Raw genomic sequence first — 13,907 nt, forward strand, 5'->3', positions numbered from 1 at the left:
GTTCTGGAGTTATCTGATCGTCGTGCTGATCGCGGCAGCCGGTCTGAGCCGGGTTCCCTTCACGCCGCTCAAAATGCATCACTGGCTGCTTCTGGGCCTTGGTCTGACGCAGGTTCGCCCCCTGGTAGCCCTGATTGTTGTCGGGTGGCTGATCGCACTTGGCCTGCGAAAAAGGCAGCCGCCCCCCGAGCACTGGGCTGCTTTTAACGCCACGCAGGTCCTTTTGTTCCTGTGGACAACGGCTGCCCTGTTCGGACTTTATCTTGCCATCGAACGGGGACTGCTGGGCATCCCGGACATGCAGATTGCCGGCAATAATTCCCGGGAGTTCACTCTTCACTGGACCCGGGACAGAATCGATGCGATCATGCCCCGTCCCTGGGTGCTGTCTCTGCCGCAATGGATCTACCATATGCTGATGCTCATCTGGTCCCTGTGGCTGGCCATGTCCGTCATCAAATGGCTCAAATGGGGATGGAATTGTTTCAGCGAAGGGGGTATCTGGAGAAAACCGCCGCTGAAAAAACGGCAACCGGACGGAACGCTTGAAATGGATGTGAAGTTGAAAAGCGAAGGACTGAGTGCTGAGTCAAAGGACTGAGGACAGGGGGCAGAGGACTGAAAACTTATGGCTGACGACTCACGACTCACGACTCTCGACTGTATTGACTCTTGACTATATTTTAAAGGAGCTGAACGATATATGACGATTCCACGGTTTATTCCCTTTGGCGGCGATGAGGTCAGGCCCATTGATTATGATGAGGCGGACATCGTGGTCCTGCCTTTATGTTATGAGCATGCCCCCTCCTATGGCACCGGCAGCGAGCAGGGGCCTTATTATATTCTGGAGGCATCGGAGCAGCTGGAACGAATCGATGAGCAGACCCTCGCGGTCTGGGGGGATTATCCCATTTATACCCTTGAACCGGTAATACCGCCGCCGGATCCGGAAAAAGCCGTGATACAGATGAAAACCGCTGCGCATGAGGTTCTGACCCGGCATAAATTCCTATTGAGCCTCGGCGGGGATCACGCGGTGTCCATCGGCCCGATCATGGCGGCTTCACAGGTGTATCCGGATATGGGCGTGCTGCAGATCGACGCACATCTTGACCTGAGAAATGAATGGAACGGGAGTCGCTACAATCATGCCTGCGTGATGCGGCGGGTGCTCGATGATGTGAAAGTCCCCATTGTTCAGGTCGGGATTCGCTCCTTTTCACCCGAGGAGGCCGATCTGGTCAAAAAACGGCACCTGTCACCGTTCTACGCCCATACGATCACTCCTTCCGATCGCACATGGATCGATCGGGTAATCGAAGCCCTTCCCGAAACTATCTATATGACCATTGACCTGGACGGCCTGGATCCGTCCGTCATCCCGGGTACCGGCACCCCCGAGCCCGGCGGGCTTTCCTACCGGCAGCTGCTGGACCTGATCGATGCCGTCGGAAAGCACAAAACCGTTATCGCCGCCGACATCAACGAGCTTGCCAAAATACCCGGCACACAGGTATCCGAATATACCGCCGCAAAAATTGCCACCAAAATCATGGTTTACTGCCGAAAATAGAATCCGTATGTGCAGGATATGATCGATGGAGCCGGTAATCCGTTATGAGAACATCGTCATAAGGGATTACCGGCCATTTTTGGTATTGATAAATATTTTTTTTCTTCTATAATGACCACCTGGTCATCAATTCGAAACAGGGGTAGCTATGGCAATAGAATCAAGTGAAACAAAACTGTTTTTAAATCTGGAGCCGGACAAGCAGGAACGGATTCTGAATGCGGCCATTCACGAATTTGCCGAAAAGGGGTATGATTCGGCCAGTATGAATGTGGTCGTCAAACAGGCCGGCATATCCAAGGGCTCCCTGTTCAAATACTTTAACAGCAAAACCGGATTGTTTACCTTTGTCTACCGGATGGCGCTTGCGCAGGTTAAAAATTATCTCCGGACCGTCCGGGACAGCACCCTGGATGACCCCTTTTTCGTCCGGCTCGAAAAAATCATGCGGGCCGGGGTCGGATTCATCGACCGGTATCCGGGGCTGGCGAGAATTTACTACCGGATCATCTATACCGGAGATGCTCCCTATAAAAAAGAAATCCTCAAGGACATTCACAGCCAATCGCTGAAATTTATCGAATCGCTGGTCCGACAGGCCATCGAGCGCGCAGAGCTCCGCAAGGATCTGGACCCGGCAATCGGTGCATTTGTGCTGGAATGTGTTCTGGACCGGTTCGTTCAGGCCCATCACCTTGACTTTATTGACCCGTCCCTTCACCTCTGCGGCTGTCCGCCGGACGAATCCGACCGATGGATTCGCCACGTGATCGATCTGTTTAAACGCGGATTAGCGGCCCCTCTTTCCACAGACTCAACAGCATAAGATAAGGAGCGAGGCATCGAGATGAAATTTAATCAAAAAATGTCCGTCATCGTTGCGTGTATCGTCATATTGGCGACCGGATTCGGTCATGCGCTGGCCGACTCATGTCCTGAAATCCGGTTCGGTACCCTGCCGGTTCTGAAGGCGCTCCCCGTATTTGTTGCGGCTGAAAAAGGCTACTTTACCGAACAGGGGATTCGCGTCTCCCTGGTTCCCTTTTCGTCCGCCCTGGAAAAGGATGTGGCCCTGACCGCCGGAGAAATTTCCGGCTACTTCGGTGATATGATGACCGCGATGATGCTCAATGCCAACCGCATTCCCATCCGCATCATCGCCACCATTTTCAATGCCACCGGCGATCAGCGACTGTTTGGCATCGTAACGGCACCGGGCGCTTCCCTCAGGACGCTTCACGAGGTGGCTACCGCGGGCATTGCCGGGTCATCCAACACGATCATCGACTATATCACCACCCGGATTCTGGAATCTCAGGGCATCGATACCCGCTCGTTCAACCTCATCGAAGCCAAAAAAATACCCATCCGCCTCCAGATGCTGCTCAGCGGCCAGATCCCGGCAGCCACCCTGCCAGAGCCTTTGCTCACCCTTGCCGTCAGCAAGGGAGGCCGCGTGGTAGCCGATGATGCCGGAAAAAGCATCTCCGCCATTATCCTGGCGTTCAGGGACGACGTATTAACGGCCTATCCCGATGATATCAGAAAATTTATGACGGCCATCTCCAAAGCCGCCGACACCATCAACCGGGAGCCTGAATCAGTTCGATCCATCATGATCCAGTATTGCCGGGTTCCCAAATCCCTTGAAAAAACGTATCCGGTTCCCGTCATTCCGGACATCGTCCTGCCGGACAGCCGGCAGGTTCAGGATGTCTACCAATGGCTGAGCGACAAAAAGCTGATTCATGAAACCCGCGTCTGTGAACGGATCATTTCCGATGGCTATCTCCCATAACCTGCTCGATGTCGACCAGCTGAGCAAAACGTATTCAAACGGCGATGCCTGCAAAACCGTTTTAAAGGATGTTTCGCTGAGCCTGCCCCGGCATGATTCCCTGGCAGTGGTGGGTCCGTCCGGCTGCGGGAAAAGCACCCTGCTGCTTATGATTTCCGGCCTGATGCCGGCCTCGGGCGGTACGATCCGGCTCGATAAAACCGTCTGCAAGGGCCCCAGCCGCGATGTGGGTGTTGTATTTCAACAGTACGGGCTGTTCCCATGGAAAACCACACAGGACAATATCCTCCTCGGCGCCAGGATTCAAGACATCGACGTGCCGGATACCGTGTTTTCAGAACTCAAACAGGAACTGGGGATCGAAGGTCTGGATCATCTGTATCCGAACCAGCTCAGCGGCGGCCAGCGCCAGCGCGTTGCCCTGGCCAGGGCTCTGCTGCTCAATCCCAGGCTTCTGATGCTCGATGAGCCCTTTGCCGCCCTCGATGCCATCACACGTGAGCATCTGCAGAACCACCTGCTGTCCGTGTTTCAACATCGCGGATTCAGCTTCATTCTGGTCACCCACAATATCGAAGAAGCGATATTTCTCGGCCGGCGCATTGTCTTGATGGACCCCGGCATAAAAGGAATCCATTCCATCGTTGACAACCCGGGGATGGGCGAACCCGATTATCGGGAACATCCCGATTTTTTTCATAAGGTGCTCGAAATCCGGCGCCTGTTAAAGAAAAACTGAATGGAAAAAATACCCGGCATCCGTTATTTGATCACCATCGCCGTATTGCTGACTCTGTGGTCCGCGGCCTCAGTTCTGGTCGGAAACACCCTGCTTCCGGGTCCGATCCCCACAACAATCCGGCTGGGACAGGAAATCCGACAGCCGGTGTTCTGGAGCCATATCCACGCCAGCTTCTACCGGGTCATGGGGGGCCTGGCCTGCGGATTTATCACTGCCGTTCCGCTGGGCCTGATGATGGGCAGCAGCCGGACGCTGGACCGGTGGTTTTCCCCGTTAATTTATCTGACCTATCCGATTCCCAAAATCGTCTTTCTGCCGGTTTTTCTGCTGCTGTTCGGCCTTGGGGATATGAGCAAAATACTGCTGATTGCCCTGATCATTTTCTTCCAGCTGCTGATTACCACACGCGACAGCGCCCGCCAGATCGAAACAGAAATGATCTATTCTTTTCAATCACTGGGTGGAAACCGATGGCATTATTTCCGGCATGTGGTATGGCCGGTGAGTCTGCCCGGAATTTTCACTTCGCTTCGGGTCGGAACCGGAATTGCCGTTGCAGTTTTATTTTTTGTCGAATCGATCGGTACCCGCCGTGGACTGGGATTTTTCATCATCGATTCATGGGGTATCGCCGATTATCCGGCCATGTTTGTTGGCATCATTTCGCTGTCTGCGATCGGTATCGTGCTGTATGAGGCTTTTGACCTGCTGGAGAAAAGAGTCTGTAGATGGAAGCAAATCTGAAACTGAAAATCAGGGCATGGATTCAGGCCGGAAGGCCGCCATTTTACATCGCCACCTTCATCCCCCTGGCCATCGGCTGGATTCTCGGAAAGCAGCAGTGCGGCAGCTGGCATCCGGAACGATTTTTCTTCATCGCTCTGGGATCTTTCCTGATTCATCTGGCCACCAACCTGGCCAATGACGTATTCGATCACCTGCAGGGAACCGATGACGGAGACTCTATCGGGGGCTCCCGGGTCATTCAGGAAGGCGCGCTGTCCTTCACCGCCGTGAAAAACGCCATGATCGGCTGTTATGCGAGCGCCTGTCTGATCGGGCTTTACGCCATGTCGGTCTGGAATCTGTGGGGCCTGCTGCCGCTGATGGCGGTGGCCCTTTTCAGCAGCATATTTTATGTCGCCCCTCCCGTGCGTTACGGGTACCACGGGCTGGGGGAAGTATCGGTGGCCGTGAACATGGGTCCGGTCATGGTGCTGGGCACCAGCTGGGTCATTTCGGAAAACCCGTCATGGCTGCCGGTAATCGTCTCGATTCCGGTCGGGTTGATGGTGGCATCGATTTTATATTATCAGAGCCTGCCGGACATGAAAACCGACGCCGCCGCCGGCAAACGCACCCTGGCCGTACGACTGGGCAAAAAATGGGCCTGCCGGGGACTCATCTTTCAATGGATAGCGGTATACGGCAGCATCATCCTGCTGACCGCATCAGGCACCGTATCGCGGATCAGCCTGATCAGCCTGGCAACCCTCCCGCTGCTGATCAAAATAACGCGCCTCATCCGTCAGACCCATGACTGGGTCGAGCTGGATACCCACGGGAAATACGTCCGCATTTTATATCTGATCAATGGCTTGATCATCATTGCGGGGCTGTTAAAAAAACAGCTTTGAGTGCCAGGAGATTAAAACAGCCCCGTGACCTTTCCTGTTTCCGTATTCACATCGACTCTTCGAAACGCCGGGTTGGAGCCGGTTCCCGGCATCAGGCTGATATCCCAGGTGCAGGGGCACAGGAACCTGGCGCCCGAATAGACGAGCACATCGCGAATGGGCAGTATCCATCCTTTGGGGACTCCCTTGAGTTTTGGATTATGGCTCAGACTCAGATGGGTTTTTACCATCAGGGTGGCGTAATCATCGTATCGGGAATCGCTTTCGAGGCTTCTGGCCTTGGCCTCGGCATCCGGACTCCAGGAAACGCCGTCGGCCCCGTAGATTTCCCTGGCAATCAGCTGGACCCGGTCTCGCAGTTTCATCTCTTTCGGGTACAGAAACTTGAAATCATTTCCGTCATTGCAGGCATCGATCACTGCATCGGCCAGCTCAAGGGCCCCGTCTCCGCCATGCTCCCAGTGGGTGGATTTGGCGCAGCGGGCGCCGGCCGATTCGGCCGCATCCTTCACCAGCCGGATTTCATCCGGCGTATCGGTATGAAAGCAGTTGATGCACACCACCGGATTGATGCCGGATTTTCGGATGGTATGGATGTGATGGATCATGTTTTCAAGGCCTTTTTCAAGCAGGCCCAGATCTTCCCTGACGTAGGCTTCGGGCAGGGCAAGGCCGGAAACCACGGCAGGGCCTCCGCCGTGCATTTTGAGCGCCCGGATCGTTGTCGTGAGCACGGAGACATTGGGCGTCAATCCGCTCAGGCGGCATTTGACATTCCAGAATTTTTCAAACCCGATATCAGCGGCAAACCCGCTTTCCGTCACATGATAGTCATGCATTTTCAACCCGATCCGATCGGCGATGATCGAGGACTGTCCGATGGCGATATTGGCAAACGGACCGGCATGGACCATGCACGGCTGGTATTCGACCGTACTCATCAGGGTGGGGTTGATGGTCTTTCTCATCCAGGCCGTCATGGCGCCGCCCACTTCCAGATCCCCGGTGGTCACGGGATTTCCGGACTTGTCAAACGCGACCGTGATCTCATCGAGACGCTTTCTCAGATCAGCCAGATCCTTGGCCACCGCGAGGATTGCCATGCATTCGGAAGCCGGGGCAATATCAAACCGGGACTGCATGGTAAACCCGTCATAGCGGCCGCCGATACCTATAACGACATTTCTCAGGGCCTGTGCGCAATAATCGATGACCCAGCCCATTTCCACCCGGGTCGGATCGATATTAAGCCGGCGCATGCCGGTGAGCCGCTGAAGCTGCTCGTCATTGTAATTTCGCTCATGCTGCATCCGGGCCGTCATAGCGACCATGGCCAGATTGTGGGCATTCATGATATCGTTCATATCATTGGTCAGCCCCAGAGAAAAATCGGTCATCGGGATCAACAGCGCATTGCCTCCGCCTGCGGCCGTTCCTTTCACATTCATGGTCGGCCCGCCGGACGGCTGTCTCAATGCCCCGCCCACGTTCATGCCCCGCTTGCCCAGCCCTTCGATCAGGCCGATGGACGTGGTACTTTTTCCCTCACCCAGCGGTGTGGGGGTAACGGCCGTGACCTCGATATATTTTCCGTTGGGTTTATCCTTGAGACGGTTGATGATCTTCATGAAATCGAGCTTGCACAGTCGCCCCATCGGCAGAATTTCATCCTTTTCCAGCCCGAGCCGGTCCCGCCACTCATCCGGCATGGGCATATGTTCTTCCGCCGCTTCCGATATCTGCCAGTCTTCCATTTCCAGCGCATTGTAAGCCATGAGCCTTAACTTCCTTTTGGATTAAGTCAATTCAACCATCCGACATTCATGCCATATAAGGATCACGGAAGGAATAAATTCCGCCCCTGACCCTAAGCCGAACTTGCAAAAAAAATGGTTACCATGGGGGATTGGATTTGACAAGGGATAAGAGCGAAGGACTACGGACTGAGTGCTGAGGACTGAGTAAAAAAAGCTGTGAAGGTATGGGGTTCAGGGTATAAGGTATAAGGTGCAAGCAGTTGGAATAAACGGCATAAAGTCCTAAAAAAAATCCAGGCCATAAAACTCAGCCCTCAGTCCTCTGACTCCTGCCTCTCTACTACCGGTCTGACACAGGGGTCCGCCCCTACGCTCTGGACGCAGCCCCATGTTTTTATTATTTCTGCCTACTGCTTATGACCTACTCTTTCCGACCTCTGACCTCTGCCCCCCCATACCTGGTGAAGTTCATAGTAAAACCCTTTGCGGTCCATCAGCTCATCATGGGTTCCGCTTTCGACAATGGTTCCATGGTTTAACACCAGGATGGTATCGGCATGACGGACGGTGGACAGACGGTGGGCGACGACTAAGGCGGTGCGGTGGTTCATCAGGTTGGCCATAGCGGTCTGGATGGTCTGTTCGGTTTCCGAATCGATGTAGGAGGTGGCCTCATCCAGAATGATAAGTTCCGGATCACAGGCAAAGGCCCTGGCAATGGATATCAGCTGGCGCTCACCGCTGGAAATCGATGCCCCGCCCTCTGACAGAACCGTATCCAGCCCTTCGGGCAGCCGATCGATCAGGGCATCACAGCTGGCGGCAGTGAGGATCTCCTTCATTTTCAAATCCGATACCTGACAGTTTCCCTTCAGGATGTTGTTCCGGATGGTTCCTGAAAACAGGACCGGGTCCTGTGTCACCAGCGCCATCAACGAACGAACGGCGGACGGGTGCATGGCGCTGATATCCTGTCCATTGATCAGGATACGGCCTGAATCCGGTTCATAAAACCGGGCCATCAAATTAATAATCGTGGTCTTCCCGGAACCGGTGGATCCGACAATGGCAACGGTATCGCCTTTTTTCATGGAAAAGGTAACGGATTTGAGCACCGGTTCATCCGGGGTATAACCAAACGTGACGTTCTCAAACCGGATATCGGTTATGAGGCCGGGCGGTGCATCCGGCGCATTTGAAACCACGACCGCCCCCTCCTGCGCATCGAACATCATAAAGATTCGTTCGGCCGATGCCATGGCATTTTGCATGATGTTATATTTTTCGGAGATATCCCGTATGGGCCGGAAAAACATTTTCATATAGGATATAAAGGCAACCAGCGCGCCCAGACTGATCTGGTCCGAAAGGACGCTTGTCCCGCCGTAAAAGATGATCAGCGCCAGCACCGTCGAACCCAGAATTTCGATCACCGGCATCAGCACGGCAAACAGCCGGATCTGCCTCATGCCGGCCAGAAAACAGTCATGGTTGAGCCGGTTGAAATTGCGGCGGTTCCGATTTTCCTGCATGAACAGCTGAATCACTTTCAGCCCTCCGATGCTTTCTGAAAACCGGGTATTGATCTCGGCGATTTTCACCCGAAGTATCCGGAAAACGTCACGGGAATGGCGGGCAAAATAAACCGAGGCCCATCCGACCAGTGGCAGCACCGAAAACGAAACCAGCGCCAGCTTCCAGTTGAGTCCGATCAAAACCGCGGCAATGCCGATCAGCAGAAACAGGTCCTTGAACACGAACACGATCACCGATGTAAACAGCTCATGCATATTCTGGACATCGCTGGTCACCCGCGTCACCAGCCGGCCGACCGGATGCCGGGTAAAAAAGCTCATGGGCTGGTCCTGGATATGCGTAAACAGCCGGACCCTGAGTTCATGGAGCATATTCTGACCGGCGTATTCCATCATGACCACCTGAATAAAATTCAAGCCAAAGTTGAGCAGGACAATGCCGAGAAACACGGCGGCTGTCATAGCAAGCCCTGAAAGGTCAGGGGCTCTCAGCCTGGCCGTATCCTCTCTGGAAAGCGCCGGCAGCTGCCGAAATAAAATGGACGCGGTTGCCCCATCGGTCTGAAAAAGTGCGGGGTATTTTTCGACAACGGACCGAATCGATGCATCATTCAAATCGACAACCAGGCGTCTGACCTCAGCATCTGTTGACCCCGGTGAGCCGATCTGACCGATTTGTGACCGTGGCACGATGTACCGGTCAATCGCGATTTTCGTAAGATAGGGAAGCGCCAGATCCAGCAGGGTCATGCACATGACAATCGCGATCGCGTAGAAAATCCATCTGCGGTAGGGTCTGGAAAACGGATACAGCCGTTTCAGAATATGGATATCATAGGGTTTTCCAAGCGTCCCTTCTTCAGCATATCCATAATCAGTCCGCATAACCTGCCTCTTCGACTTTCTGCAACCGGAAGGTGCCTGCGTAATAGCCGCCGGAGGCCATCAGCTGGTCATGCGTTCCGGATTCCACGATACGCCCCTCGGACAGGGTGATAATGGTATCGGCAAAGCATACGGCAGACAGCCGGTGAGAGGCCAGAATGATGGTTTTATCGCGGTTCATGGCCTGAATGGCTCTGATGATGCGGCTGCCGGTTTCCGTATCCACCTGACTGACGGGATCATCCAGAATCAGTATCGGGGTGTCTCTGACAAAAGCGCGGGCCAGCGCCACCCGCTGTTTCTGGCCTCCGGAAAGGATAATGCCCTTCTCGCCGACCATCGTGTCAAGCCCGTCCGGAAAAGAGCAGATCGCTTCATGCAGGGCCGCCTTTTTAACTGCATCGGTCAGCTGCTGCGCGGAAATATCCGGCCGTCCCAGGACAATATTGTCCCGAATCGTTCCGGCAAACAGGAAGGGTTCCTGAGGGATACAGGTAATGGCCGATCTCAGATCGCAAAGCCGCATATCCCGGATATCTTTTCCATCGATCAGAATCCGGCCGTCACTGGCATCATACACCCTTGGAATCAGATTCAGCAGGGCACTTTTGCCGCTGCCCGGGGGACCCACGATACCCAGCATGCGTCCCGGCGGCACATCGACGCGGATATGCTGCAGCACCGATTCGGCGGATAAACGGTAGCCGAAGGACACGTTCTCAAAGGTTACCCGGCCGCTCACGTGTCGGACCGGGATGGCCCCCGGCCGCTCAACGATATCCGGCCGGATTTCAAGAATCGAATAAATCCGTTCCAGTGACGCTTTACCCCGCTGAATCAGGTTGGCCACCCATCCCATGGCCATCATCGGCCAGGTCAGAATCCCCAGATAGCTGATAAAAGCGACAAAATCCCCCGGCGTGATTTCAGCAAAAATGGTCCGGCGACCGCCCAGATACAAGACCAGGACAAGGCTAAGGTTGGTAACAAACATCATCATCGGGAAAAACGCCCCCATGACGGTTGCCAGCTTCAAATTCTGGCGGACATACTCCCTGGAGACATTACCCACCTCAGAGGCCTCTTCGGTTTCCCGGTTAAACGCCTTGATGATGCGGATCCCTGAAAACCGCTCCCTGACCTGCTCGGTCAACTCCGAAAAAGAGGCCTGAACCTGCCGGTACATCCGGTGCATTTTCCGGCTGAAAAACCGGGTACCCACCACAATCAGGGGCATGGGGATCAGAACCAGAGCGGTCAGCTCCAGATGGATATACGCCATAAAACCGACAGCGGCACTGCCCAGCACCACGGCATCGGTCAGCGCGACAATGCCCATACCGATGGCCATCCGCACGTGCTGGACATCATTGGTCGCATGCGCCATCAGGTCTCCGGTCCGGACCGTATCAAAATATGATGCTGAAAGCGTCAGCAGATGATCAAACAGATCCCGCCGAAGGCGCTCTTCCACGCTTCTCGAGGTCCCGATCAGGCACAGCCGCCATCCGTATCGAAATCCGCCGATCAATATGGCAATTGCCATAATGGAAAGCGCAAAAAACAGCAGCGACATTCGATCCGCCTGAAAGACCGTCAGCTCATCCACAACCCGCTTGACGATCCGCGGAATCCACAGCTGCAGAAAATCCACGATGATCAGACAGATCAAACCCGAAAGGATGGAAATCCGGTTTTCCACAATATAGGGTTTAATTAATCTGATAAATTTCATACCGGCCCCGTACCCCTGCCGTAAAATGTCATTCATTCGGATTTGTCAGATTTTTGATGCGTGCGCTTCTTAAGAAGCTCGCTCAGAAATAAACAGGCTGTCAAATAATATTTATACCAGATCAGCGCAGTGGTCAAACCCGGGCGCGATCGAATTATTAATTTTTCCGTCTCATTGACTTTTGAGTAGTCCATTGATATATTTCGATCCATGGAATCAGGCAAAATCGTCGAATATATAGACCGCCAGAGCATCGTCTGCGCGGTGGTGGTTGAAATCAAAAAAAATCGTCTGCGGCTGCTGACCGAAACCAACCGGGAAGTGAACATGTCAGAAAGCCGCCTGTCGCATGTCGGCAAGACCCAGCTGGATCTGTCCCTGGGCAGAGGCAATCTGGTCGGCACGCTGAAAAATATTTCCAGTCATCGCAAAGCCCTCATGGGCCAGATTGAAATCCGGGAATTATGGGAAATTCTGCATACCGAACAGCAGTGGATCGATCTGATGTCGATGACCGAATTCTGCTTCCCGGACCACCCTGCTGATGATCATGAATCTGCCGTTGTCAGGGCTTTTTTTGTAAACAGAACCTATTTCAAATTCAACTTCGACTCTTTTTTCCCCCATTCCGAGGAACAGGTCTGCCAGATCATTTCCCGCGACAGAGAAGCCGAACGCAGAAACGCCCTGATCGAAGAGGGCGGGGCATGGCTGAAAAAAATATCGGAGGATAAAAAACCGGCTTTACCGGAGGATAAAATCCCCCTCGTCAATATTCTGAAATCCTTTTATCTGTTTGGTAAAGAAGACAGTGATTTCACCCTTGCCAAAGCCATACTCCAGCGGGCAGGGTTTGACGATGAAGAAAGGGTGTTTCAACTTCTCGTCAAGCTGGGGGTGTGGGATCCGCATGAGAATATCGAGCTGCTCCGGCAGCAGGTACCCACAACGTTTTCAGATGATATGATCCGGCACGCTCAGCAACTGACAGATGCGTTCTCAACCCAGCGGTTCGAGGACGGTCGCAGGGATCTGACCCACCTGGCCCTGATGACCATTGATGGTCAATCCACTCTGGATTTTGATGATGCACTGAGCATCGAGGAAATAAACGGCGGTTATGCCCTCGGCGTCCATATCGCCGATGTCTCCCACTTCATTAAAAAAGATGATATCCTGGACCGGGAAGCCCTTTCGCGGGCAAGCTCGATTTACATGCCGGATTTGAAGATCCCCATGTTTCCGCCGTCGCTGGCGGAAGGACTCTTGAGTCTGAAAGCCGGGATGCTGCGTCCTGCCATCACGGTCATGATCAACTTCAACAAAAGTTTTGAAATTCTGGATTACGACATATTCCCCAGCCTCGTCAATATCCGGCATCAACTGACCTATTCCGATGTGGATCTGGTCGCCAGTGAAAACCGTCCGTTTTATATTCTGCAGAAAATAGCCGGCGCCTTCCGGCTGAGAAGACTGGCACAGGGAGCGATTCCCATCACGCTTCCGGATATCAATATCGGATTTGGCCCTGACGGAAAACCCACCGTTACCCTGTCCGACAGGGAAAGTCCGGGCAGAATGCTGGTGGCTGAAATCATGATTATGGCCAACTGGCTGATGGCCCGTTTTCTCAACGATCACCAGGTTCCGGCAATCTTCCGGGCCCAGCCTGAACCCAGGGAACACCTGCTGGGCAGCCAGGAGAGCAGTCTGTTTCAAAACTGGATGCAACGCAAAGTAATGAGCCGGTTCATGTTATGCACCACATCGGCACCTCATTCCGGTCTTGGTATGAACGCCTATGTCACGGCCACATCGCCGATCCGCAAATATGTCGACCTGGTCACGCAACGGCAGATACGGTCTGTCCTTGGCCTGGAGCAGCCCTATACGGCTGAGGAAATCGACACCATCATACAACTTCTGGAGCAGCCCATGATGGCGGTCTCACGGCTTCAGCATACCCGAAGCCGCTACTGGCTGTTGAAGCACCTTGAAAGCCGGATCGGGCATAAATCACTGGCGATTGTCCTGACGAAACGAAGGCGGTCTTTCGCTGTGCTGCTGACCGATTATTTGCTGGAATGCGACCTGCCGGTTTCTGGCGGAATCAGCCTCAAGCCTGAAGATCTGGTTCAAGTTACCATTCAGCAGGTTAACGCGCGTAAAGACGCGATCTCCATTTATCTGGGATAACCGGAACAGCATTCGCCCCCATGCAGGCAGGGCATCCCCCGATGTA

The 13,907-nt window shown here is 53.9% G+C and carries 11 protein-coding genes; 8 read left to right on the plus strand and 3 right to left on the minus strand.

The window, feature by feature from the left end; all coding sequences use genetic code 11:
- The 7 genes from PHQ97_10350 to menA form a co-directional block, all read left to right on the plus strand.
- Positions 1-601, plus strand: a 601-nt coding sequence (locus PHQ97_10350; protein MDD4393133.1) for a hypothetical protein, incomplete at its 5' end; no start/stop codon positions are given.
- 102 nt (positions 602-703) lie between these two features.
- Entirely contained in the window at positions 704-1,576 is an 873-nt protein-coding gene (gene speB, locus PHQ97_10355; GenBank protein MDD4393134.1) for an agmatinase, read from the plus strand.
- A gap of 148 nt (positions 1,577-1,724) precedes the next feature.
- Entirely contained in the window at positions 1,725-2,402 is a 678-nt protein-coding gene (locus tag PHQ97_10360) for a TetR/AcrR family transcriptional regulator (GenBank protein ID MDD4393135.1), read from the plus strand.
- Positions 2,403-2,423: 21 nt separating this feature from the next.
- Positions 2,424-3,374: a MetQ/NlpA family ABC transporter substrate-binding protein gene (locus PHQ97_10365; protein ID MDD4393136.1), complete on the plus strand. Its 951-nt coding sequence runs from the start codon at positions 2,424-2,426 to the stop codon at positions 3,372-3,374.
- Positions 3,358-4,113 (plus strand): ATP-binding cassette domain-containing protein, encoded by a 756-nt coding sequence (locus tag PHQ97_10370; GenBank protein MDD4393137.1) that lies wholly within the window; start codon positions 3,358-3,360, stop codon positions 4,111-4,113. The genes PHQ97_10365 and PHQ97_10370 overlap by 17 nt, the downstream gene beginning before the upstream one ends.
- Positions 4,114-4,860, plus strand: a complete 747-nt coding sequence (locus PHQ97_10375) for an ABC transporter permease (protein ID MDD4393138.1) — start codon at positions 4,114-4,116, stop codon at positions 4,858-4,860. It abuts the gene before it with no gap.
- Positions 4,845-5,753 carry a 1,4-dihydroxy-2-naphthoate octaprenyltransferase gene (gene menA / locus PHQ97_10380; GenBank protein MDD4393139.1) on the plus strand — a complete coding sequence of 303 codons (909 nt, stop codon included), beginning with the start codon at positions 4,845-4,847 and terminating at the stop codon, positions 5,751-5,753. The genes PHQ97_10375 and menA overlap by 16 nt, the downstream gene beginning before the upstream one ends.
- An 11-nt stretch (positions 5,754-5,764) precedes the next feature.
- Here the strand turns inward: menA and PHQ97_10385 are convergent, their stop codons facing one another.
- The 3 genes from PHQ97_10385 to PHQ97_10395 form a co-directional block, all read right to left on the minus strand.
- Positions 5,765-7,528, minus strand: coding sequence for a formate--tetrahydrofolate ligase (locus tag PHQ97_10385; GenBank protein ID MDD4393140.1), 1,764 nt, complete (start codon positions 7,526-7,528; stop codon positions 5,765-5,767).
- 389 nt (positions 7,529-7,917) lie between these two features.
- On the minus strand, positions 7,918-9,930 hold the full coding sequence (locus PHQ97_10390) for an ABC transporter ATP-binding protein (GenBank protein ID MDD4393141.1): 2,013 nt from the start codon (positions 9,928-9,930) through the stop codon (positions 7,918-7,920).
- Positions 9,920-11,665 (minus strand): ABC transporter ATP-binding protein, encoded by a 1,746-nt coding sequence (locus PHQ97_10395; GenBank protein ID MDD4393142.1) that lies wholly within the window; start codon positions 11,663-11,665, stop codon positions 9,920-9,922. Before PHQ97_10395 ends, PHQ97_10390 begins: the two co-directional genes overlap by 11 nt.
- Before the next feature lie 210 nt (positions 11,666-11,875).
- Here PHQ97_10395 and PHQ97_10400 point away from each other — a divergent pair, with 210 nt between their 5' ends.
- Positions 11,876-13,861: an RNB domain-containing ribonuclease gene (locus PHQ97_10400; GenBank protein ID MDD4393143.1), complete on the plus strand. Its 1,986-nt coding sequence runs from the start codon at positions 11,876-11,878 to the stop codon at positions 13,859-13,861.
- Positions 13,862-13,907: the final 46 nt, after the last annotated feature.

This window comes from Desulfobacterales bacterium (genome assembly GCA_028704555.1).
In the GTDB taxonomy this organism is placed as follows: domain Bacteria; phylum Desulfobacterota; class Desulfobacteria; order Desulfobacterales; family JAQWFD01; genus JAQWFD01.

Excerpts from the sequence above, each read along its gene's own strand:
- speB (MDD4393134.1), top strand. The coding sequence starts at position 704 with ATGACGATTCCACGGTTTATTCCCTTTGGCGGCGATGAGGTCAGGCCC.
- PHQ97_10360 (MDD4393135.1), top strand. The coding sequence starts at position 1,725 with ATGGCAATAGAATCAAGTGAAACAAAACTGTTTTTAAATCTGGAGCCG.
- PHQ97_10365 (MDD4393136.1), top strand. The coding sequence starts at position 2,424 with ATGAAATTTAATCAAAAAATGTCCGTCATCGTTGCGTGTATCGTCATA.
- PHQ97_10370 (MDD4393137.1), top strand. The coding sequence starts at position 3,358 with ATGGCTATCTCCCATAACCTGCTCGATGTCGACCAGCTGAGCAAAACG.
- PHQ97_10375 (MDD4393138.1), top strand. The coding sequence starts at position 4,114 with ATGGAAAAAATACCCGGCATCCGTTATTTGATCACCATCGCCGTATTG.
- menA (MDD4393139.1), top strand. The coding sequence starts at position 4,845 with ATGGAAGCAAATCTGAAACTGAAAATCAGGGCATGGATTCAGGCCGGA.
- PHQ97_10385 (MDD4393140.1), bottom strand. The coding sequence starts at position 7,528 with ATGGCTTACAATGCGCTGGAAATGGAAGACTGGCAGATATCGGAAGCG.
- PHQ97_10390 (MDD4393141.1), bottom strand. The coding sequence starts at position 9,930 with ATGCGGACTGATTATGGATATGCTGAAGAAGGGACGCTTGGAAAACCC.
- PHQ97_10395 (MDD4393142.1), bottom strand. The coding sequence starts at position 11,665 with ATGAAATTTATCAGATTAATTAAACCCTATATTGTGGAAAACCGGATT.
- PHQ97_10400 (MDD4393143.1), top strand. The coding sequence starts at position 11,876 with ATGGAATCAGGCAAAATCGTCGAATATATAGACCGCCAGAGCATCGTC.